The organism is Ruminococcus bicirculans (ex Wegman et al. 2014) (genome assembly GCF_000723465.1).
GTDB classification, from domain to species: domain Bacteria; phylum Bacillota; class Clostridia; order Oscillospirales; family Ruminococcaceae; genus Hominimerdicola; species Hominimerdicola aceti.
The window spans coordinates 1,867,863-1,890,435 of record NZ_HF545616.1 but is presented as its reverse complement, the minus strand read 5'-3'; the positions used below and the strand labels follow the sequence as shown (position 1 = coordinate 1,890,435).

General features: G+C 40.7%; 18 protein-coding genes and 1 tRNA gene. 1 reads left to right on the top strand and 18 read right to left on the bottom strand.

What is annotated here, in order from left to right:
• Nucleotides 1–37 precede the first annotated feature (37 nt).
• Complete coding sequence (nrdD, locus tag RBI_RS08740) at nt 38–2,212, bottom strand: anaerobic ribonucleoside-triphosphate reductase (RefSeq protein ID WP_022287606.1); 2,175 nt, start codon at nt 2,210–2,212, stop codon at nt 38–40.
• Nucleotides 2,213–2,569: 357 nt separating this feature from the next.
• Between nrdD and RBI_RS08735 the strand changes: the two genes are divergently transcribed.
• Nucleotides 2,570–2,646 (top strand) — tRNA-Arg (locus RBI_RS08735).
• A gap of 801 nt (nt 2,647–3,447) precedes the next feature.
• Here the strand turns inward: RBI_RS08735 and RBI_RS08730 are convergent.
• From RBI_RS08730 to RBI_RS08650, 17 genes are all read right to left on the bottom strand, one after another.
• On the bottom strand, nt 3,448–3,720 hold the full coding sequence (locus tag RBI_RS08730; protein ID WP_038672388.1) for a helix-turn-helix domain-containing protein: 273 nt from the start codon (nt 3,718–3,720) through the stop codon (nt 3,448–3,450).
• A 46-nt stretch (nt 3,721–3,766) separates the two neighbouring features.
• Entirely contained in the window at nt 3,767–4,177 is a 411-nt protein-coding gene (locus RBI_RS08725) for a type II toxin-antitoxin system HicB family antitoxin (RefSeq protein ID WP_038672386.1), read from the bottom strand.
• Nucleotides 4,178–4,213: 36 nt separating this feature from the next.
• Nucleotides 4,214–4,396, bottom strand: a complete 183-nt coding sequence (locus tag RBI_RS08720) for a type II toxin-antitoxin system HicA family toxin (protein WP_038672383.1) — start codon at nt 4,394–4,396, stop codon at nt 4,214–4,216.
• Nucleotides 4,397–4,477: 81 nt separating this feature from the next.
• Nucleotides 4,478–5,560, bottom strand: a complete 1,083-nt coding sequence (locus tag RBI_RS08715) for a tyrosine-type recombinase/integrase (protein WP_038672381.1) — start codon at nt 5,558–5,560, stop codon at nt 4,478–4,480.
• Nucleotides 5,561–5,776: 216 nt separating this feature from the next.
• Nucleotides 5,777–6,523 carry a helix-turn-helix domain-containing protein gene (locus tag RBI_RS08710; protein ID WP_038672379.1) on the bottom strand — a complete coding sequence of 249 codons (747 nt, stop codon included), beginning with the start codon at nt 6,521–6,523 and terminating at the stop codon, nt 5,777–5,779.
• Nucleotides 6,510–9,014: a VirD4-like conjugal transfer protein, CD1115 family gene (locus tag RBI_RS08705; RefSeq protein WP_038672377.1), complete on the bottom strand. Its 2,505-nt coding sequence runs from the start codon at nt 9,012–9,014 to the stop codon at nt 6,510–6,512. Before RBI_RS08705 ends, RBI_RS08710 begins: the two co-directional genes overlap by 14 nt.
• A 12-nt stretch (nt 9,015–9,026) precedes the next feature.
• Nucleotides 9,027–12,422, bottom strand: coding sequence for a relaxase MobL (mobL, locus tag RBI_RS08700; RefSeq protein WP_038672375.1), 3,396 nt, complete (start codon nt 12,420–12,422; stop codon nt 9,027–9,029).
• Nucleotides 12,419–12,787, bottom strand: coding sequence for a hypothetical protein (locus tag RBI_RS08695; protein ID WP_148303591.1), 369 nt, complete (start codon nt 12,785–12,787; stop codon nt 12,419–12,421). The genes mobL and RBI_RS08695 overlap by 4 nt, the downstream gene beginning before the upstream one ends.
• Nucleotides 12,788–13,200: 413 nt before the next feature.
• Entirely contained in the window at nt 13,201–13,572 is a 372-nt protein-coding gene (locus RBI_RS08690; RefSeq protein WP_038672372.1) for a hypothetical protein, read from the bottom strand.
• Between the two features lie 2 nt (nt 13,573–13,574).
• The gene (locus tag RBI_RS08685) at nt 13,575–14,141 is read right to left on the bottom strand and encodes a hypothetical protein (protein ID WP_038672371.1); all 567 of its coding nucleotides are present in this window, start codon (nt 14,139–14,141) and stop codon (nt 13,575–13,577) included.
• Nucleotides 14,142–14,151: 10 nt separating this feature from the next.
• Nucleotides 14,152–14,454, bottom strand: coding sequence for a DUF3217 domain-containing protein (locus RBI_RS08680; RefSeq protein WP_038672369.1), 303 nt, complete (start codon nt 14,452–14,454; stop codon nt 14,152–14,154).
• Between the two features lie 16 nt (nt 14,455–14,470).
• Nucleotides 14,471–15,643, bottom strand: coding sequence for an Ig-like domain-containing protein (locus RBI_RS14200; RefSeq protein WP_051706708.1), 1,173 nt, complete (start codon nt 15,641–15,643; stop codon nt 14,471–14,473).
• Entirely contained in the window at nt 15,640–18,315 is a 2,676-nt protein-coding gene (locus tag RBI_RS08670) for a VirB4 family type IV secretion system protein (protein WP_038672367.1), read from the bottom strand. Before RBI_RS08670 ends, RBI_RS14200 begins: the two co-directional genes overlap by 4 nt.
• Nucleotides 18,312–18,611, bottom strand: coding sequence for a hypothetical protein (locus tag RBI_RS08665; RefSeq protein WP_038672365.1), 300 nt, complete (start codon nt 18,609–18,611; stop codon nt 18,312–18,314). The genes RBI_RS08670 and RBI_RS08665 overlap by 4 nt, the downstream gene beginning before the upstream one ends.
• A gap of 3 nt (nt 18,612–18,614) precedes the next feature.
• A complete protein-coding gene (locus tag RBI_RS08660) occupies nt 18,615–21,056 on the bottom strand; it encodes a collagen-like protein (protein WP_038672362.1) in 2,442 nt (813 codons plus the stop codon).
• A 91-nt stretch (nt 21,057–21,147) separates the two neighbouring features.
• Nucleotides 21,148–21,498, bottom strand: a complete 351-nt coding sequence (locus RBI_RS08655) for a hypothetical protein (protein ID WP_038672360.1) — start codon at nt 21,496–21,498, stop codon at nt 21,148–21,150.
• Nucleotides 21,499–21,501: 3 nt separating this feature from the next.
• Nucleotides 21,502–22,563, bottom strand: coding sequence for a toprim domain-containing protein (locus tag RBI_RS08650; protein WP_038672357.1), 1,062 nt, complete (start codon nt 22,561–22,563; stop codon nt 21,502–21,504).
• Between the last annotated feature and the right edge of the window lie 10 nt (nt 22,564–22,573).

The window sequence follows — 22,573 nt, the reverse complement described above, 5'->3', positions numbered from 1 at the left end:
AAAATCGCTCAAAAAAATTTTTGGGTTTTCCTAAAAATCACAAATGCAAAACTCTCTCCTTTATCTCTTGAGTCCTGCCCTGATTCCAGAACTGCGTGCCGATGTAGCCACAGGTGCGCCTTGCAACGTTCAGAGTGTTCTGATCTCTGTTGCCGCAGTTCGGACACTCCCATACAAGCTTGCCGTCATCTTCTACTATCTTTATCTCACCGTCAAAACCGCACTTCTGACAGTAGTCGCTCTTTGTGTTAAGCTCTGCATACATGATGTTGTCGTAAATATGCTGCATAACTGCAAGGACCGCCTCTATGTTGTTCTGCATATTCGGCACTTCCACATAGCTGATAGCTCCTCCTGGTGAGAGAGCCTGGAACTGTGACTCAAAGGTGAGCTTGTCAAATGCGTCGATGTTCTCGGTAACATGGATATGATAGCTGTTTGTGATGTAGTTTCTGTCTGTTACACCCTCGATAACACCGAAACGCTTCTGCAAACATCTTGCAAATTTGTATGTTGTGGACTCCAATGGCGTGCCGTAAAGGCTGAAATCTATGTTTGTTTCTGCTCTCCACTTTGCGCAGGCGTCATTAAGGTGCTGCATAACTTCAAGTGCAAAAGGAGTTGCTGAAGGGTCTGTGTGTGACTTGCCCGTCATGTATCTTACGCATTCGCAAAGACCTGCATAGCCAAGTGATATGGTGGAATATCCGCCGAACAGGAGCTTGTCGATAGTTTCGCCCTTTTTAAGCCTTGCCAATGCACCGTTCTGCCAAAGAATAGGCGCAACGTCTGACGGAGTGCCTTTAAGTCTTTCGTGACGGAGCATAAGCGCACGTCTGCAAAGCTCAAGTCTTTCATCAAATATCTTCCAGAACTTATCCATATCCTTATATGACGAGCAGGCAACGTCCACAAGGTTTATTGTAACAACGCCCTGATTGAATCTGCCGTAATATTTAGGCTTGCCGTTTTCGTCAAGATATGTTGTAAGGAAGCTTCTGCAGCCCATGCAAGGGTAGCACTGACCATTGCCGTTCTTGTCTACCTTAAGCTCCTTCATTTTCTTTTCACTTATATAGTCAGGAACCATTCTCTTTGCGGTACACTTTGCAGCAAGCTTTGTAAGCTCCCAATATTTTGAGCCTTCTCTTATGTTGTCCTCTTCAAGGACATATATTAGCTTAGGGAACGCAGGGGTGATATAAACGCCCTTTTCGTTCTTTACGCCTTGGATACGCTGTCTGAGCATTTCCTCTATGATAGCCGCAAGGTCATCTCTTGTCTGCCCCTCAGGGACTTCGTCAAGGTACATGAAAACAGTAACGAAAGGTGCTTGACCATTTGTTGTCATAAGAGTGATGACCTGATACTGTATCATCTGAACGCCCTGAACTATCTCAGCCTTTACTCTCATTTCGGCTACCTTATTTATAGTATCCTCGTCGGCAGGGATATTAAGCTCTGCGAACTCCTTTTTTACCTCACGGCGGTATTTATCACGGGATATCTGAACGAACGGAGCAAGGTGGGAAAGTGTGATACTCTGTCCGCCATACTGTGAAGAAGCTATCTGAGCGATAGATTGTGTAGCGATATTGCAGGCTGTAGAGAAGCTGTGTGGCTTTTCTATCATGACCTCGCTTATGACAGTGCCGTTCTGGAGCATATCCTCAAGATTTACAAGACAGCAGTTGTGCATATGCTGAGCGAAATAATCGGCGTCGTGGAAATGTATCAGACCTTTTTCGTGGGCTTCAACTATATCGTCAGGAAGCAAAAATCTTCTTGTGATATCCTTGCTCACTTCACCTGCCATATAATCCCTCTGAACTGAATTGACAGTAGGGTTCTTATTGGAATTTTCCTGCTTGACTTCCTCGTTCTCGAAGTTAAGAAGAGAAAGTATCTGCTTGTCAGTAGTATTAGCCTGTCTGACGATAGAACGCTCATAGCGGTATGTGATATAATGCTTTGCCACTGTATACTTGCCGTGGCGCATGATATCGGCTTCCACCCAGTCCTGAATAGTTTCAACGTCCATAGCCCTATTCATTTCAGAGCATTTGTCCTCTATATTCTGTGCTATCTCTCCTATTTCTCCCTCAGAGAGCCTATCCTTTTCCTCCACAGTGATATTAGCTTTCGCAACGGCATTTTCTATCTTTTCCTTATCGAACGTATTCTCAGCGCCGCTTCTTTTTATTATCTTCACCTATACTCTTCCTTTCATTCTATCCTGCTCAACCACTATATATTGTGGTTGGCTGCTTTTGTCATAACATAATATTGAACATTTACTATTATACCACAATCAGAATATAAGTCAAGGGCATAGAATGATAAATAATCTACAAAAATTCCGGTTAAAAACAGAGCAGTTTGCCGAAAAAGTATTACAAATGATTACAAACACTTGATTGACAAAAAGTGTGAAAAACAATGGAATTTAAAGGGCGGATAAAGGTGTGAAGCTACAAGAAACGATGTGAACATTTTGTAAAATAAGCAGAGAAATTCCATTAACTCATTGACAAAGGGGCTTGCATATGATATAATATTAGAGTTGAATGCGCCAGTAGCTCAGCTGGATAGAGTGACTGGCTACGAACCAGTAGGTCGGGGGTTCGAGTCCCTTCTGGCGCACCAATCATTTTCGATACTCACAAAGGAAAATCCACAGGATATAAAAAATGTGGACTTTCCTCAGCAAGTATCTTTAAGTATCCTTGCTGAGCATATATGAAAGCTTGTAGTAACAAGCTAGGATATGTTTTGTGACATTTGTTTCGTTTCGCTCTTAGACCTTGTCAAGGCAGCTGCACATTGTGGAGCTTGGGCGAATCATCTGATGTTAATCCATAGTGGCGTCGGCACATAGGCTTGCAGTTAGCTTAACTGTTACTGGCTGGCTCGTGTTCATGTTCTGTAATGTCAAGAATGCCTGATCGGCGTGATTGAACAGTAACGAACGTCATGGCTCTAAGCGACTTAAAGACAACTCAATGTCTTGTTGTGCTTGTGTTTCACATCAGTTGACCTCATCTCAATCTTATTTGAGGACTTACGATATTCGATTTTCAAGCTGCATTTTTGACGAGTTGAATCAGCAGCTAAAAGCAAAAAGAGCTTTCCAGATGTTTGACATCGTGAAAAGCCCTTGACAATCTATTTCCAACGTGCTATAATAGAGCACGAGGATAGCATTCTCTGAAAGCTCCACAGTTGCTGTGAACATCTGTGCTGCTGGGCTTATAATCTCCTCCAAGAGTTTATAAGCCTTAGAGGGTGCAATTTTTTATGCCCTCTAAATTTCCTCTGTATATTAATTATACCACCATTTTGTCAATTTGTCAATACTTTTGCGGAAATTAATGGTGGGGAATATATCTTTTATATATAAATGCAAAATGACCCCTAGTGTGTCACCGTGACACACTAGGGGCTCTTTTATACAAATTCTATTTTAAGTTTTTTGCCTAAAGCAGCGGCAAGTCTTTGAAGCGTTTTTATTGAAGGATTGGCATTCCCTGTTTCAATGTTGCTTATATCGCCTTGTGCAATTCCAGTAAGCTTTGAAAGCTCACTTTGTGTTATGCCGCTCTTTTTACGAGCGTCTATCAGTGTTTGAATTATTGTGAACTCAGGTTCAAGTGCGTCATATTCCGCTTTGAGCTTAGGATCTTTTAACTGTTCATCAAGAAAATCATTAAAATTTGTCATAGTGATCCTTTCGGCATAGAATTATATTTATAAGCGTTCTTATTTATTAATTCACATTGAGCTTATCCTTAAGAGCAGTCTGAAGAACTTGCGAAAAATTTATGCCGTTGGCAACAGCAAGTTCATTTAACCAGGAGGGAATGGTCAAAGTTTTCTTGACAGACTTTTCAAAGTGCTTTTTCGCATACTCATCAACATCGACGGTCACCATATTTACAAAAGCACTTTCATAATCGTTATATTCTGCATCGATGTCGATCTTATCCATATCAGGTGCAGCAGGAACTTCTTCTTTGCTGAGTTTTAACTCATACAAATAACCGGCAAGGCAATCAACTGCCATACTCATAGCTTGATTGATGTCATCGCCGCAAGTGGCAATTCCGAGAACAGGAAATATGACAGAATAGCCACCTTCTTTTTCTTTGTAAAAACAAGCCGGATACATTGATAACATATTTATACCACCTTTCATCGATAACAAGGCAAGGGCTTATTTAAGCCCTGCCTGTTTTAAAATTGCGTTTGCCGTTCCTTTTGGAATATCTCCTTTGTGGTTGGGAACAATGACGATTCCATTTTGACTCTTATGTTTATATTTGAAGTGAGAACCTCTTGCACCGTCATAATACCATCCAGCTTCTTTAAGTAGCCTATCCATTTCTTTGAACGTCATTCTATCACCACCATATATATTATATCACATTGCACGTATTTTGTCAACACGTATTAAAAACTAAGTCGCTTATCTAATGTGTCACGGTGACACATTGACATCTTTCATATACTCGTCGATCGTTTCAGCGACTTTCAGCTTTTCACGATATGTAAGGTGCGTGTATATATCGCTAGTGACAGCTATGCTGCTGTGACCGAGCCAGACCGACACGGACTTTAGCTCAATGCCGTGCTGAACCAACAGTGACGCACAGGTATGACGAAGATCGTGGAAACGGCAGCGGAAATTCATTTCTGCCATTATCCTGCCGAAACCAACAGACAGATCGTCGGGCTTGACGATCAGCCCCATATCGTCAACGCATATGTATTTAAGATATTCTCGTGAATACTTGTCACGATGAGCCGTGTAATTATCGCACTGCCTGCGCCTAAGTTCCTTGAGGTATCTGAGCACGCCTGAGGGGAGAGGCAAGGTTCTGCGGCTTGCTCTGGTTTTTGGAACGTCTGAAAACACCAAAGTTATCTTGTGATCTTTAATGCATTTGACTACAGTATGCTGTATGCACATAGTCTGCGTTTCAAAGTTTATGTCTGACCAACGCAGTCCCAGAACCTCGCTGCGTCTGAGTCCCATAGTTCCTGCTAGAAACACAGGCGTGTAGAGGTCAGTATTTTTGACCTTGTTAAGAATTATCTCAAATTGATCTGTACTTATGAAATTTCCACAGTAACGGTCAGTGCAGGGAAGCTCCGCAAGCAAGGCTGCATTGTGGTCTGTCAATCCGTTCTTTACGGCAAATTTCAGCGCCATCTTGATGTTTGAATGATGTTTCCTTATGGTTGAGCCTGATAAGCCTGATTGAAGCTTTGTGAAATAATATTCTTCAAGCACTGCTGGCGTGAGCTGAGAAAGCATTGTACCCTTACTGCGAAAATACGGCACAAGGTGATGATTGATCTGGGTGCAGTAAGCTTCATATGTGTTGGCTTTTACAGATATTTTTTTGTTGTGCAGCCACGTTTCAAGCAGATCGGCGAACGGAGTGTCACTAGCTTTTTTAGCCGACAACTTGTCCTTAAGCTGTTGGTTTTCTTCTGCAAGCTGTATTACAAGTTTTTCAAGTTTTGTTTTTTCGTCAATTAGTTCTTCGATAGTCATAATGATCCCCTTTTTTTGATATAATAAATTAATTATATTACAAAAACAGGCATTTTGACAGCTTGAATTGATATCTGTCTGAAAGAAAAAAGCGAATTTCACATAAAAAAACAAATACTCATCAATAACTTTGATAATAACTAAGTATATAAACCAAAATCAATTATTTGATTTCAGACAGATAATCAAGAATGGGTCAGTTATAGACAGTTCATTTTACCCACTACCCCTTTTTAAGAAAAAAATCTCCGAAAGCCGTATTTTTTTCTTAAAACCTATTGACAAACCCGATTTTTTGTTATACAATGAACTTGTGTTTTTAATGGGTGTGTTCATTGTAAAGCAATGAATGCTCTGCCTCCTGCTCGAGCGGCGGGAGGCTTTTTTTATTCTGCTGTGATGAACATATATGCAGACAGTATATGTGTTGTCTGTAAAATCACCTGCACGAGTTCTGATTTTCTTCTTACGAATGAATTTGCCTTTTACAAGCTTTTCTATCGTCCTGAGAACGTCCTGACGGCTCATGCCTAGAAGCTGAGATAGATCATTATAGCTTTGAAAAAAGCTCTTGTGCGAGCTGTCAGCCAGCTTACAGCACATTGCGTACACTCTGAATTCATTCCCGTTCAATCTGCTTATGAGCTTTTTATCCATGGTGAAATATTTAGAAGCTGTAGATACGGCTTCAATAGTGTATGTATATGTGCCAAGTTTTCCAGGAGCATTTGTTTGGCGCTTCTGGGACTTGATAAATCCACTCTTGAGCAGCGAACTTGCCGCACGTTTAACAGTGGATACCGAAAAGCCGCATAGTGACACAAGAGTTGTCTGCTTGACTGTGATCTCATAGCCAAGCAGATTTCTTTTTGTATTCTTGTGGATAAGACTATAGAATACACAGGCAAGCTTCAAGTCTGCTGCCTGTGTAAAACGTGTAACAAAGCTGTTAGGTATTCGCATTTTTCAATTCCTCATTATTAATGTATTGTTCCAGTGCCGCCCATTCATCGGCAACAAAATTGCTGCGTATATCAGGACGTTTCTGTATTTTCTTTATGTAGCCCCTTGCAGCGGCATAGTTCTGATCTGAAAGAAATCCTCCAAGCTCGCTGCCTACAAGTCCGTTGATCTTATATAGCAGGGCGGTGATATCGACATACGGACCATCGTCCGGGTATTCTCCTGGGAAATAGAGCTCGTCCTGATCGGTGTAATCATCTTCTTCGTCTGAGCCGCTTGTTCCATATGCCTCTGCAAAGATCTTTCGTGCCTCGTTTGCACGAAACTCATTGAGCTTTTGTACCTGTTGCTGATATTCTATGACTTGCCGTTGAGCCGCACCGGCATTTTTCTCAAGTTCAAGTGCAGCCTTATACATACTTTCGGACACAGTGCTGCCGTCTGACTTTATTTGGTCTATCTTGCCTAGCTGCATATAGTAGTCATTCATAGCACGTTCAGCAGTCTTTTTGAGGCTGTCTAATCTGTATTGATAACCTATTACGCCCAGACTGTCCCAAAGCTCGTCATATGGATACATTGCTGCGGAAAGGTCAATGTTGCGTGATTTTATCGGCAGTTCGTCTATAGGTATGCGTGGCATTTTGTTAGTTAGCAGATGATATGGTGTAATATTGGTCTTTATTGGTTCACATCGCATTTTTTTGACAATAGCAGTGCCGAACGGCAGCTTTGAGAGCTGTGTTGTATCGAGCAGCGCCTTGCTGTCAACTCGTTCACCTTGGTGATCTAAAAATCCATACAGGCTTCCGCTGAAGGTCAAATAGTTTACTGTTTCATTTCCTATCATTTCAGAAAACGCTTTGTTTGTATTACCATTAAGAGATAATATGTATATCTGAATGTTACAGCCGCCTTTTATGCCATCTTCTTCTTTTTCATATTTCTTAAGCTGTCCGTAGTCCTGAAGAAATAGATTGAAAAGAATGTTAGCACCGGGTGAGGCATTCATTTTACTGCTGAGATCAGGCAGCTTAGTCATTTGTCCGAACTCGTCATACATATACTCTATTTTCCTTGGCAGCTTTCCGTCCGGATACTTTCTTGCCTGTTTTGCGAGGTACAAAAATGACTGATCTGCGAACATCGAGGCGATAACGTATCGTGATTTTTCCTCATATGGAACGAGCATATATATTATGCAAGGCTGATCTTCATTGATAAGGTCAGCAAAGTTTATTTCATTTTTAGATGTCAGCTTTTGAACACCCATATCCGTCATGAATATCTCAAGGTCTGCGGAGAGAACAGTGTATATTGAAGAACGTGTATCACCCTGGGAGAACTTTGACGTTGAATAGGATGTTCTTGCAAGACAGCCCACAGGCAGCGCATTGAACAGTTCATCAAGTGCGTTGACTTCTTTTTTGTTACCGCTTTCGTCCTCGATAACAGTATTGTAAATTCCAAATTCAGTAAAGAATGTTGTGATACTGAACATATTAACGCAGGACATATCATTTTTCTCATAGCCTTTATCTAAGAAATAGTATATGAGGGCACTGAGCAGCGACCTTGCGGAGTCTGTCCATATAGCCTCGCTCTGGGTATCGTCTGTAAGGCAGTGAGCGAATGAGCTGACGAGCTTTGAAGTCTGCGACAAGTCATTGTTGCCGTGTTTAGCTGTGAGGTACTCGTCAATAATAAGCTGAAGAGGGTTCCAACAGTCCGAACGGTCAGTATCGATAAGGTTAAGAGTAACTATCTTGTAGCCGTTTCTGGCAAATTCCTTATAGGTCAGTTCAAGCAGCTCGCCTTTCATATCATTAACGATAACAGAGGGCTTTTCTTTTGCATTCGCCATAAGCCTCAGGCTTGGCAGCACATAGCATTCACCCTTGCCGGAACGTGGTGCACCTACGGTCATTGTGTTGTATGTGCCCGGTTCGATGTAGTAGACGCCGTTGCTTTCTCCTATGAGCATTCCTGCCTTTTCGGCTGAAGTGATGTTATCCATAGGCACTGCCAGAAAATGATCTAACAGTTCGTTGTCCTCCATAAACTTGTTGTCACCCTTAACGTTCTTGCTGTCATTTTTCATTCGGTAGAGTGTATGCAGCTTTACCGTTATTCCCAGACCAACTATAAGAGAAAGAATCAACTCAAAAATGAACATCATAAATCCGGGTGGAACAATGATATTCCACGGCATAAAGTGCGTTTTTGAATAATCTGCACTGCCATTGACGGTGCTTATACTTCTCAATGACTTTATAACATAGATGAAAATGCTGTTAAAGATCACATATAGTATCGATGTAGCTATTGCAAATTGTTTTATTCTGACATTTCGGCGGTCTTTGTCTTTTTCAATAGGTGTTTTATTCACCGCATTTAAAATACGCATAGCAAAATCATAGATCCAGCCAAATACAAAAAGAATTTTTGCGATGATAAGATTTTTTATGTGCTTAAGTTTTTCAAGATCCATATTAGTTCCCCTTTATATGCTATGATATTGTTCTTTTGCTTTCTCCATTTCCTGCTCGATCTCAAATTCTCTCATAAGACGTGAGGTTTTTGCTTCCTCAGATTTAAGGGCGTTGCGCAGCATACTTGATGATTTATGAAGAAGTGTCCTCTGCGCCTGCATACAGCCTGCAAGTCTGAACTCAAATGGTATATCCGCTTTTTTACCGCTTATTATCTTTTTAGCAATGTCATTGCCTGAGCGTGCTGACTTTCTCAGCCATTGAAATGCAGCTTTGTTCTGACCGTCACGGAGCAGCATTAATCCATATGCGAGCTGACCGCTGTCATTGCCGTTTAAAGCACATCTGCGAAAGCAATCCTCAGCCATTTTGTGCTTGTTTTCAGACAGATACACTTTGCCAAGTATATACTGGGCATTTGGATTGTTGTATTCAAACGCAGAACGCTTAAGGTATTCTTTAGCTTTTGTATTATTGAATGAGCTATAATATTTGCCCAGAGTGTATATCGCAGGCTCAAAGTCCTTATCGGCGGCTGATGAAAGATAGCGTATCCCTTTTGAAACTTCTGTTGTTTTTTTGCTGTCAAGAAGAATTTTTCCTGCAGCATACATTCCAGGTATGCTATCTTTGTCAGCGGCATTCGTGAAATACTGCAATGCTTTTCGTCTGTTATTTTCAGACAGATACAGCTTGCCAAGGCGATAAGCTGCTATACCCATAGTATCGTCTTTGTGATTGGCAGCTTGAATAAGATATTTCTCAGCCTGTGTATTATCGTTAAATTGCTCTTGATACAGCTTTCCGAGAGCATAGGCGGCGAAATAGTTGTCTTTTGCCGCAGATCGTTGAAGGTACGCAGCAGCATCTGTGAATTTTTCTTGAGCTAAATACAGCTTGCCAAGGCGATAAGCTGCTATACCCATAGTATCGTCTTTGTGATCGGCAGCTTGAATAAGGTATTTCTCAGCCTGTGTATTATCGTTAAATTGCTCTTGATACAGTTTTCCGAGAGTGTATGCTGCATAGTAATTATCTTTTGCTGCTGAACGTTCTAAGTATGATGCCGCCTTGTCGTATCTCTCTTGTGAAAGATACAGCTTACCAAGACTATATTCACACAATCCTGCTTTATCTTGTGCGTTCTCAGCACCCTTTAGCAGAACTTTTTCAGCCTTTTGTAGATCAATTTTGTTGTCGCTCTGATAGAGCTTACCGAGCATATATTGTGCTTTATAGTTATTGGAGTCTGCCGAGAGCAGCAGATATTTTTCAGCACATTCAAGGTCTATATCCGTTCCTTTGCCATTCAGATACATCATACCTATCTTGTAGCTGATATTATCGTCATGGTTTTTCGTGAATACTTTCTCTAAACCTTTTAAAGCTTCAGCGTAAAAATTATGCGCACATGATAGGTCTTTTTCTACTCCTTGTCCCAGTTCATAAGCTTGTCCTACGGCATAACTTGCGAACGGCATTCCGCCTTTGCTGCTTAGTGAGCGCATATAATAGTCAAATGCTTTGGCATAGTCTGTTTCAACACCAGAGCCGTATTTGTATATGTTTCCGAGAGCAAAATAAGCATATTTATTTTCAGACAGCTTATAATGCTCTATAGCTGAGCTATAGTCTTGAGTAACGCCAAGCCCATATTCGTACATTTTACCTATACGATAGTTGAGATAGGATTTTGTCCAATTATCACGTTTGTCATCACTCATGCTTACTATGGACAGCAGCTTGTGAAAATCTTCAAAGGCTTTGCTGTAATATTGCTGACTTAATGTATCGCCGTCATTGGATTTTAGCATTTGGCTGTCATAAAGCTTGCCTATGTCATATGTTGCGATAATATTTCCACTTTTGCTTTCTATTGAGAGTATTTCAAAAGCTTTTTCGGGGTCTTTCTTTATGACTTCTGATTTGTTCTGTTCATTTCCGTACATATAGTCGAGGGCAAGCTTATAGTTCTTGCTCCAATCTATGCGTAGACGTTCCACTGCCTGATCGCTTTTATCATTTTCAGACAGATACGCTTCAGGCTCTTGCGGAAAAATATCCGAGTTGTAGTCAGGAGCATTTGGTTCATACAACTCATCATAATTTCTTGAAGATAGGTACATTTCCAAATCATCAGGGATATCAGAGTTTTCTAAAGAGTCATAAGGCATAGCATCCTCAAAATCATCTTTTTTATTTTCAGACAGATACACTTTTGATTTCTGCGAGGAAATACCGTTGTTGTAGTCAGAATCATTTTTCTCAGAAAAGCCTTCGCTTTCTTTTTCAGACAGATACGTTTTCGGCTCTGGGATGTTGTTGTCGATCTGTATGTTCTTGTCCTTTGTCATATAGTATTCTCGGCAGATGTTCAGAAACGAATTGCCGACTCGTGAATAAAATCCGTCTTTGCCGTCTCCGTTTTTGCCATTAAGCTCGTTTTCTTTATAATTTGCCCACCTTGAATTTTGTCCGTACCTTTTGCGAAACAACGTTGCTTGTATTTCGTCAAGCTTATGGAGATATGTGTCGAACATAATACTCAATGTGGTATTTTCAGATATTACAGACCGTATGCAGCTTTGAATTTCGTTTTTTATGGGTTTACTTTGTTTTGCATACCGCCACTGATTGCCGCTGTTTTTTAGGTCATCAGGAAGCTTGTCGATAAGTGCATTTATTTTTTGAATACTTCCTGCAAATTCACTTTTGATGCTCGGAGCAAGTACATCTCTTTGAAATCTTGTAAGCTCTTGTGCTGCTATGCTCTTGTCAATGCAGTGTGTCATTACTCTTTTTAGTTCGTCTAATGCTGCCTGCTCAAAATCGTCCTGACCTCTGTTCTTGTATGTAATGCGTCTGTCTTCAAGCCGGTGATATTCCACAAGCTGATAGTGTATGTGTACGTTGCCTGTGTTTACATGGATCGCACCTACCCAGTAACAGTTGCTTGCATCAAGCTTTTGTGTCTTATCTATCATAGCGTTAATGCCTTTTCGTGCAGCATCCACAAGTGCTTGTCTGTCTAGCTGATTCCCTACAATGAAACCATTTTCTCGCAGATATGCATTATCAAATGATATAACACCTGCATACTTAGGGCAGCCCTCTGAACGGCTTGCTCGTTCCTGCTGCCGTATCTTATCCAGATCAGCGGCGGTCAAATTATCTTTAGTGCTTGTAAACGCTCCATAGGATCGTTCTTTTTTTATATCCTTCGCCTGACTCTTTTCGTTTGGTATGAACTCCGAATATACATATTCCATTTCATCAGCGTGCTTGCTGGGCTCGAACGCCTCTGGACGCAGCATATAACTGAGAAAGTCAAACAGCACAGTGCCGCCGTCACCGCTTATACGCCAGCTGTACACGAATTTGCATTTATGAAATATATTTGGGGTCATTCAGTGTCATTCTCCTCATTGCCTTGATCCTGCAGTGCCGAAACACCTTTGTCGAGTGATCGCCGGTGCACAAGTTGCTGATAATTTTCAGCAGACTTATTAAGCACATCGTGGGGCTTGCTGTCTGTCAGTCGCTTGTCTGCCGATTGATATTCCTGCACCTCGTAAAAATGCAGGAGTGTGTTGATTCCGTCACGCTCCTGATATATCATACTCTCGCTTTCTCGTGCGATCATCAGCAGCTTATCTACACTTGCTGCGATCTCTCTCAGCTGTGTATCATCGGCGGTTTTATCGTGGTCACTATTGTATGCGTCATTTATCAATGCCGTCACGCAGCCGCTCGTTGTTGTAATTCCTCGCAAGCGTTGTATCTCTTGCAGTTTTTGAAAATTTTCCTCTGTAAGTGTAATTAATTTTTTTACAGGCATTTTTATCAGTCCTTTTCTGATTTTGAATTTAATTTCTATTACTCTAAGTTAAAATCGGTTGCTCAAGAGCATAAAGGCGTGACCCCCACGCCGTTTGTAAACCTCGGTAAAACCGAGGTTTAAAGTGTGCTGCCATGACCCCCATGCAACTTATAAGTATATCTTTTTGATATACGTTTTTTGGTAGACATTTCAATTATATATCCTTTTTATATCCGCTTTTTTGGTCGATATATCTTTTGGATATATTAAATATCCCTTATTATGTAAAAATATATCCAAAGTATATACTTTTATCGCTGCAATAATCTGTATATATTTCTATTGTGTAAACAAAACCGCCCTATTTATGAATTATCTTTGTCTGAAATTTCGAGTACCCTGAGAATTTCCTCATTTGTAATTGAGTTTTCTGTTGAATTTTTAAGCGTTTCTGTAAGCAGATTATCAATTTTTTCTGTTGTTTTCATCATTTTTTGTGCTGCAATATACACATTATTTATCGTTGTTTTTGCTCCCTCAGATAAGCGTTCAAGCTCGCTGTTTACAAGCGAGCGAACGATAGCAGGAAGTATGTTTATAACAAAATCGTCATTGCATTTGACATAGTCAGAAATGATTTTATTATAAAGGGTGTTTTGCGAAACACCCTCTTGTTTGGCTATTTTGTCTATCTCGCTTATGACCTGTGGAGAGATATTTCTTATTTTTATATCCATTTTTAATTATTCCCCTCGTAAATTCTGTTGTAATAATCATCTTCATCACCATATTTTTTTACTATCTCTTTGCTGTTTGTTTTGCAAACAGCAGGCAGTATTTTCTGAATAGTAAAAAGGAAAAAGCCCTGCTCAGGTGTATCCTTATTCAGCTCGAACAATATCGGCTTTCTGCCCTCACGTTTAATACAGACAGCCGTATAACTTTTATCTGCAAAATGTATTTCTTCTATTTCACTATATGCAAAGGTGTGTGTGCTTTTTTTGTCTTTATAGTAAGCAAGCTGCAGTTCATTTTCTGTAGCTTTTATGTGCAAAAGATGCTTAGGATACCGCACAAAAATCTTGCCTGTTATCATTGCGATAAACACAAAAAGTGCTGTCAGAAAATAAAAAATCAGTTCTGCTTTTGCAAAAAATGCAGATAAAAAATACATTGTCAATGCACAAAAAGATGATATCATCACGGCATATTTAAGCTTCGTTAGCTGCTTTTTTAACACCTGAAATTCTTCATCTAATGAACTGTTTTCTTCTCGTACCGGGTATTCAAAAAGAATATTCTCCAACGTTTTCACCTCACTTGTTCTGTGACGAAATGGTTATATCACTGCTGCATATCTTCACTGATTTGTCCGTAAAGGTTCTCAATTCTCCCCTTACAACTACTACACAGCCTTTGTGCAAATGATTTTTTGCAAAGGAGATCGTGCTTGCCTCGTTGGCATATACAGTGAAAACATCATTAAATCCTTGCTCTCCTTTTTTGACTTTTCTCGGTACGGCTATAAGAAATTCTATTGCATAGTCATTGATGATTTTTACTTCTGAAACTAAGAATCCTATGATTCTTATTTTATTTGACGAGTTGTTAAATAGCATTTTTATTACCTCTTTTCTATTCCTTGACGGTCACCATACAGCTTGCCTGCAAGCCCTTATCTTCTGTTACTGCGGATATGATAGCTTTGCCTTTTGCAACTGCTGTGACCCTTCCATTGCTGTCAACTGTTGCTATGTCCGAACGGTTGCTTTCCCATTTTACGTTTTTATTTACGGCGTTATCGGGTTTGACTTCTGCACGAAGCTGAGTGTGTTCGCCTATCTTAATCTGAACGTCATTGTACTCAAATTCTGTTGTGAGTTTTATGGAATATACCCTTGCCTGTGTTGTGGTGGTTTCAGCTTGTGCAGGCTCATTATGTGTTGCTGCTGTGGTTTGCGGTGGTGCACATGCAGGCTCATTATGTGTCGTGCCGGTGGTCTGCGGCGGCGCATATGCAGGCTCATTGTAATCCTTTGTTTCGGCAGGCTGCGTGTTCATTTCTGCTGTTGCAGGCTGTCGTTTCTCCGTGGTAGTCCTGCTCGTTTGAGATGCTTCGGCAGCCTTTTCACTCAGATCATGTGTGGTTGGTGCTGTAGCTTGTGTTGTCACTGCTACAGCTTGTTGGCTCGTGATTTTAGATGTTTCAGAGTTGTATAAACCGCTTGTTGTGTTTGCATTTGAGCTTTCCTCAGAGTACCCCGGAACTATTTTCACGGCGTGGGTCTGCATATCTTTTCTGTCTATAGTTACTCTAAGTGTGATAGTTTTCCCTTTTTCGGTGTGCGCCGGTATCTTCTCACCAAACTCGTCATATGCGTCATCATATTTTGTGTCAGGCATAGAAGTTTTAATAACCACACGCATTATTTTGAAATTCGACGGCGGATTTTTTACTGTGATTTTTCTTGAATAATCGTCATACTTATTGCCTGCTGTGAACTTATGATCTGTAAGGTCGTCGTCAAAATTTACAGCCGTAACCTCAGGATATGTAGCTCCAGTGTCAGACCCTGAAATGCGGCACTTTATGACAAATTCGCATACATTGTCGTAATACGCTGCGTCTGTCACCTTGATATTATAGCCGTTAAGTGACATTGTTTTGTTATAGCCGTTGCTTTTGCTTTTGTATGTAAGTGAGGTTATCCAACTGTTGGATGTGAGAAACAAAACAGCCAGAACAGCAGTAACAATAGTGAATATCATATATATTTTACTGCTCGCTTTTGGACTTACTACTTTCATCTTGTCGCCTCCGTTCCAGCTGCCTGAAGAAGTTCTTTTATAAGATTATCAACCATTTGAATGATCACAGTGTCGATATATTGGCTTATGTGCTGTTCGATTTTTAGGTAAGAATATGTTTCTGCAAGAAAGCATTTTCTGAAATAATCAGCGTCCATTTTTCTCAGCATAAGACCGTATTCCTGCTTAGTGTGCTCATTATAATAATGAGAAAAGCAGTTGTGTATGATCTCGATCCTGTCCTGAGCATTGCCCATATACAATAGCTGTCTTGCTCCGACTATTCTTCTGCAATGGAGCTTATCTCTGTCCGAGTCCAACGACAAAAGCATTTGTCCCGGTTCAAATGCTGTGCTTTCTCTGAGCTCTGCATATGAAAAACGAGGAAAGGCTTGATGAAGAATTTCAATGCTTTCCGGCGATTGTTTGAGTATCATTTTGTACTGGACAAGTGAGAAAATAACCTTGATCGAGCCGGCTGCCGCAAGATTTCCGTCTGGGATAAAGTCAAGTATCGACTGCGTTGCGAACCATAGCCCTGCAAAATATTTTCGTGTACGGCGACATAGTTTTTCTATAAACTCCGTTACCTGAGGGTATTTTACGGAAATGAAACGGTGTGCTTCATCAATAAGGCACACAACGTTTCGCATGTCCCATGGATTGATAACGTTTTGATTATATCCTATGTTTTTGCATATGGTAGCCCACATTATAGTGAGTATGTTGAACAACTGTGCGTTATAAACATTGTCAGCCATTTCACTGATGCTCTTAACATCGAAGATGATAAGATCGTTGCTTTTTACATCAATGTTCGTTACTCCGTCAAACATACCGGCGTATGCACCCTTGCCGCAAAGCTGCTTTATGTATACTTGTATATTACAGTATGCGTCATATTTTCTTTTAGGCAGTGAATCCGTTTGTGACAGCTTTTCAGTGACTTTGTTGTTCACATCGGTAAAGCAGGGAAACTTATCAGGCTCAAAAAGTGTTATATCTGTTTCGGGGAAAATGCCCTTGTCAGATAGACATTCTGTCACAAGATCCATGAAGATTTCCATAGTATACATATCTATTTCAGGTATATACATAGACATAAAAGTGCGTATTCGTGACATCTCTGTGGCAAAATTCTCTCTTGCCTCGTCCTCAGGTGAGATTTCATCATCAACTCTTGCATCGACTACCTTGCATATTTGAAGGGGATTTATTTTTGAGCTGCTGTTGATTTTTATTGTCTGTCCGCCGTAAACTTTAGCCATAGGCTGATATTCACTTTCGATATCGAGTACCATTACTTTATTGCCCAAAAGCAGCTGATCCTCAAGCATTGATTTGAAAGTAACTGATTTTCCGCCGCCCTTCAGACCAAACGCAAGCAGATCGAATGAGTTACGGGTCTTTGTCCTTTTAAACGTGTTTAGAATATTCAAACCGCCTGTTTCCGTGAATCCAAAGAAAAGTCCTGTATCATCGATATGTGACTGATAATAGAAAGGAAACTGCCTTGACAGTGTATCAAAAACAGGAAACGGTGTCTGAATAGTGTTGCTTTTATCATCGATAACAGAAAGAAACTCATGCTGTGTGGTATTTGTCGGTATATACGCAGACAGACCACTGAGCTGCAGCTCATGGATTAGCTCTTTTGAACGCTTGCTCAAGGAGCTAAGTGAGGCGTCTTTCAGAATGTACCTGAGCGTAACATAATATATCTGCTCATTGCCGTTTTTTATGTTCTGATAAATGATCTCAAGCTTTTGATACTCGGTATTTGTATCTATCTTATCGGCAGCGTCTTGAATAATTCCTCCTCGTGACTCTAACTCGCGCAAGGATGCACTTATCTCATCTATGACTTTATCCTTTTCAGATATGCTTATATCCCATACTATGGTATCATCAGATAGTATTACCATTTGAGCCAGCTTGAGGTCATCGATTTCCGCTGCATAATCATAAACAACTATCGTCTGTGCATATACATCATTTACTTTGTAGTAATTAGGTCGAAAAGTTATCTTCTCAGGTAAAATAATCTCATTCAGGCTGCCTTTTTCAGATAGCTGCTGATTTTCTGTATTCAGACAGATAAGCTTGTTAAGCGTGACGATTATTTCATCATCGGAACACCACGATACGTCTATATCTCGCATATGGCTGATAAAACGTTGTGCACCGTTATAGATTTTCTTCTCGTCATCGGAGTATATGAAAAGATACGCCATCCTGTCAAAATGGCTGCTCTCAAAGCTGTCAAACAGCTCGTACTGTTCGTTGAGCAGATATTCGGAATATCTGTTTATGCTTTGCTGACTTTTGTATTTTATAAAAGCTTTTTGGTTAGCAAGATATGGCGTTTTTGATGTGAAAACATACTTGTGACCTGTGCCTATGGATAATGTTGCTTTCGCAAAATTATTGAAAACAGTGTTGCGGTCATAGTCATTAAGGTCAAATATATCCATTCCCGATACTGCAAGCACGCCCATTTTGAGCGGCTTGCCTTTTACTTTCAGCTCGACTATTCCGTTATGTATGCTTTCAAATGACAGACGTGACATTATGCTTGACGGATCATCTTTCAGCTTTTCGGTCTTTTTTTCTCTCGCAAAGCCTTTGAAAGTTTCGGTTTTACTTTTCAATGTCGATGATTTCTTTTTCATTCTTTTGTTCTCCTTCCTTGGTGCTTATGCAGAGTTTTATTTGTCATTAGGAAACTGAGCCACTCAAGCCATGCTTCAGCAAAGCTTTTGCATGGATCAGAGGGGCTTTTTCCGCTCATTATGAGAAATATCACACTACAGAATATGATAAATGGAATGCCTAGTTTGGGACTTACCATGATATTGGCTAACTGTGATGACACCATTAGTGTTACTATCAATCCGACTATTTTTGTAAGGTTGATATGGCGGAAGATACGCTGTTCCGCTTTTGTCTTTTTAGGTACTACTCCCATATGTTACTTGCCTCCCTTGTCCTTAAATCCATTTCCTTTTGATGTGTCGGATTTGCTGTTATTATTGTTTGTTGCAGCTTTTGAAACGTCAAAGCCACTGCCACGGGCAGGCTGAGATGTGCCGTTATTATTGCTGTTATTGCTGCTGTTTCCACTGTTGTTATCGGCTCTTGCGTCAGTTCCATTTGTGCCGTCTTTGCCTGCTGCGCCTTGCGCACCTCTGTCGCCTTTAGCTCCATTCATGCCGTTAGTGCCATTTAAGCCGTCCTTTCCGTCAGCACCCTTTGAAGCGCTGCCTGCGCCGCCTGATGAAAAGCCCTCTCCTACAGACTCTTTTACGTTATTGGCAATGTTGTCTTTTGCATTTGAGAATGTATCTTTTATTGAGCCTGGATTTGTTGCTGCATAAGCTGCCTTTGCTCCTGCGTCAGTGTGTCCGAAAGCACCTCCGACCGCTCCTGCAACAGTACCTGCCGACGCACCGCCTATGGCTTTTCCTATCTTTCCGGGTACAGTTGAGCCTCCTTGTACGCCACCGTAAATTCCTCCTGCAAAGCCTTTGGCTGCACCAACAGCACTGCTTGCGGTATGCTTTGCAACACTTCCAGCACCGTGGATAACTGTGCTGCCTGCACGAGCAAGTCCCATTGTGGCATAACTGCCCATTTGCATTGATTGATTTATTGCCATCATTGTGGCTGCACCTGATTTAACTCCTGCGTCAATGCCAAACAGCTTTGTCAACACCTCTGGACCGTCTATAACAAACTTTGCGCCTGCTATTATAACTATGAGCATTACCGCAAAATTGCTGCCGTATTCCGAACCTTTTATGCCCCATATAACGGCTATGTATATTCTTAAAAGAATTACAACTATCATAAGAATTATGTTTGAAAGCAGCATATTCTGGATAGCTTTTTTAGCTCTGCCTGAGCCGTTAAGGTCTGTTGCTATGATAAAGGGTGTAATGAGCTGTGCAAACATTATTTCAAATAGCGTAGTTGCTATTTTTATTCCGCTGAAAATAAGGCAGATAGCCACTGCAAGCATAAGCACAAAGGTTGACCAGAAGTCGATATGATAATAATATAAACAGTCAACCGTGTAGCCGCTGGTTATATTTCTGCGTATGATCTGCTCTACCGAATTAAGATCATCATAATCTTCCTCGTCAAAAAGAGGAAAAGATTGATATTCTGCATTTACTGGTTCTGCATCTTTGGCGGTATTTGTATTTGCCGCTATGTTAAGCTCCCTTATAACATCATCTTTGATAATGTCAAGTGCTTCCTCAACAGTATGTGCGTTTGCTCCTACCTCCTGCGTTTTGCCTGCGGCAGCTACAGCAGGGTGGTTTGCTATAAGGTCACGAAGATATGTATTATAGTTAATGACATTTGTTATCCTGCTGCCGTCTGGATAATGCAGATCTCCAAGTGTAGCACCATAAGGACAAGCGTCACCAATAGAAGCTGACAAAAATGTTTCATAATCTTTTTCAGACAGAACGCTTCCGTATATTGAGCCTGATGTGCTGTATACAGAACAGTAAACCTGCATATTTGCGCCATAATCAGCGCTTAGTATAAGCTCGCCATTTGCATTTTTTAGAATATTATATTCATTTTCAAGTCCTAAAAGGGACATCATATTCTCTGTGGTTAGACTATTGTACTTTTTCTGCTTAGGATATACGTCATGTATATCTGTAAGATAACGGGTAGTCCAAGGCTTGCTATCGTCAGGCTCAATTCCACCTGTTATCTGAATGTCCTTTACATTTCCTGAACTGCCCACAGTATCGAGGTAAGTCATCATCTTCTTATTATCAACGCTGTTTTCAACGTCATATATTCCCGACGCCAGAAGATCCTTGCCCAATGTTCCGACAGTGACTGTGCCGTCTTTGTCGACCGTTGTCTGTTCAGATTGATCATTGATCTTTATGTTCTGCGCTGTTGTTATACCCTTGCTGCGAAGTGAGTTGCAAGAAGATATGAACGCCGGAAATGCTACAAGCAGTATAGTTGAGACCAAAATACTCATCAAAAAATCAGACACTTTGATCTTATTTCTGAATATCACGAGAGCACACGCTCCAAAAACGAGTGCAAGGCTCATAATAGACAGAATAATCGTTTGCATTTGACTTAGGCTAAACTCATCTGATAGGTAGTCGAAGAAATTGAGTTTGAGTAATGTTTTGACAGCCTTATCAAAGTAATCTATCACATCACAAAGAAAACTCAGTATGTTAAATTCTATATTTATCAACAGATCACGAAAATGGTTCTTTATTGTTACCATTTTCAAAATCTCTGAGGAACACCCTGTATATCCCAGTTCTGCTGCACAAGCCTGTATACTGCCGCAGCCGCTCATAACAATGGCGGTGATGAATATAAGCTGATACCATACCTTTTTGCTTTTCATGTACTTCAAAATAATACTCCTTTCTGTCTATCTGTGTATGCCCGTAAGAACGCTAGGGATAACGCTTTTACGGACACACACAAATATGTGTCCGTGCAGATCAAGCTACATATATTGAGTCAAGGAAAGCGTCACCGAAAACCAGCAGGGCAGCAGCCACGCCAATAGCGATAAGCCAGCCCTTGACTGAGGATATGCCGTTTTTGCCGCTTGCACCGAGGCATATAACAACGCCGACAAGACACAGTCCAAGCAGTGCTTTGGCTGCAATGGAAAGCCCATTTTTGTTTTTGGTGATCCAGGTGGCGACCGAAGCCCATACACCTGAGGTTGCGTCTGTTTCAACATCGGCAAAGGCTGCAATGGCTGATGACAGACAAGCTGTCATAATTCCGAATATACGAGCACTAAGCTTTATGCTCTTTTCTTTGATTTTTTCTTTCAGTTTCATAATTCATTCCTCCGTTTTTGTTTTATCTGTTTGTTTTGAATGTGCTGACACCACAGCCTTGAGTGTATCGTTCCAGTCTTTGCCGTAAGGCGGTATGCTCACTTTTACAGTGTAATTTGCAGAATAGTCAGACATTAGCTTTTCTGTTGCTTGACGTCCTCTTTCATCATTATCAAGACAAAAGACTATCTGTTTGATCCGAGGATCATCAGATAGTCTTTGTTTAAGTGCTATATCAGAGCAGCCTGATAGTGATACTCTGTTTATTCCAAGCCAACAATCAGAACGATACATTTCAGACATTCCAACTGCTGTACACTGTTTTTTCATTGAAAGCTGCATTAAAGCTCCGTGAGATAAAAGGTCTATGGGTGCTTCAAACACATAAAGCTTTGTAGGGTCATAACCATACGCATTTGGTTTAGCAGGGATATAAAAGCTGTACTCTTTCATACTTCCCTCAATGTTCTGAGGATAGTATTTGTTGTATGTGTTTGTGATCTTTGCTTCTGCAAACTTCATTGAGCCAAACTTATCGTAGCCGCAGAAAATAGCTCGCTTTTTAACATCGAGGTATATGAGCTTATTGCTGACACAATAATTTATTATGTCAGCTGGAAGCTTTCTCGTTATGTTAAGATAAGCGAAAAGCTCTCGCCATTTGCCCTGCATGGGCGGCGGAGCTTTAAATTCTGCCTTTTTAGTTTTTTTCTGATAGTGCTGTTCGCTGATTACTGCTTTTCTCATTTCAGGAGAAGCTCGTATACTGGTGTTGCCTATTAGACGAGAAACAGCTTCTTTAAAATCGTATCCGTCAACTTTGCAGAGCCAGTCGATAGCACCTTTTCCAAACAGATCTCTTGAATACCAGTGCCAGGTATAGCGGTCTGGATTGATCTTAAGACTGTCATGCTCTATCCCTATATACCAACCGCCTGACGATTTAAAGCTGAAACCCTCGTGGCTTTCGAGAAATGTGACCATATCTGTTCGCCGTGCGGCTTCAAGCTCCTCTTTAGAGTACATGACAAAGCTTTTGCCTGATTCGTATCTTCTGTCTATCATATACCCTCAC

What these genes read in the sequence shown, in the direction of transcription:
- RBI_RS08720 (WP_038672383.1), bottom strand. Translation starts at nt 4,396, where the DNA reads ATGACGTTCAAAGAAATGGATAGGCTACTTAAAGAAGCTGGATGGTAT.
- RBI_RS08665 (WP_038672365.1), bottom strand. Translation starts at nt 18,611, where the DNA reads ATGGGAGTAGTACCTAAAAAGACAAAAGCGGAACAGCGTATCTTCCGC.
- RBI_RS08730 (WP_038672388.1), bottom strand. Translation starts at nt 3,720, where the DNA reads ATGACAAATTTTAATGATTTTCTTGATGAACAGTTAAAAGATCCTAAG.
- RBI_RS08715 (WP_038672381.1), bottom strand. Translation starts at nt 5,560, where the DNA reads ATGACTATCGAAGAACTAATTGACGAAAAAACAAAACTTGAAAAACTT.
- RBI_RS14200 (WP_051706708.1), bottom strand. Translation starts at nt 15,643, where the DNA reads ATGAAAGTAGTAAGTCCAAAAGCGAGCAGTAAAATATATATGATATTC.
- RBI_RS08670 (WP_038672367.1), bottom strand. Translation starts at nt 18,315, where the DNA reads ATGAAAAAGAAATCATCGACATTGAAAAGTAAAACCGAAACTTTCAAA.
- RBI_RS08705 (WP_038672377.1), bottom strand. Translation starts at nt 9,014, where the DNA reads ATGGATCTTGAAAAACTTAAGCACATAAAAAATCTTATCATCGCAAAA.
- RBI_RS08725 (WP_038672386.1), bottom strand. Translation starts at nt 4,177, where the DNA reads ATGTTATCAATGTATCCGGCTTGTTTTTACAAAGAAAAAGAAGGTGGC.
- RBI_RS08655 (WP_038672360.1), bottom strand. Translation starts at nt 21,498, where the DNA reads ATGAAACTGAAAGAAAAAATCAAAGAAAAGAGCATAAAGCTTAGTGCT.
- mobL (WP_038672375.1), bottom strand. Translation starts at nt 12,422, where the DNA reads ATGACCCCAAATATATTTCATAAATGCAAATTCGTGTACAGCTGGCGT.
- RBI_RS08710 (WP_038672379.1), bottom strand. Translation starts at nt 6,523, where the DNA reads ATGCGAATACCTAACAGCTTTGTTACACGTTTTACACAGGCAGCAGAC.
- RBI_RS08680 (WP_038672369.1), bottom strand. Translation starts at nt 14,454, where the DNA reads ATGCTATTTAACAACTCGTCAAATAAAATAAGAATCATAGGATTCTTA.
- RBI_RS08650 (WP_038672357.1), bottom strand. Translation starts at nt 22,563, where the DNA reads ATGATAGACAGAAGATACGAATCAGGCAAAAGCTTTGTCATGTACTCT.
- RBI_RS08690 (WP_038672372.1), bottom strand. Translation starts at nt 13,572, where the DNA reads ATGGATATAAAAATAAGAAATATCTCTCCACAGGTCATAAGCGAGATA.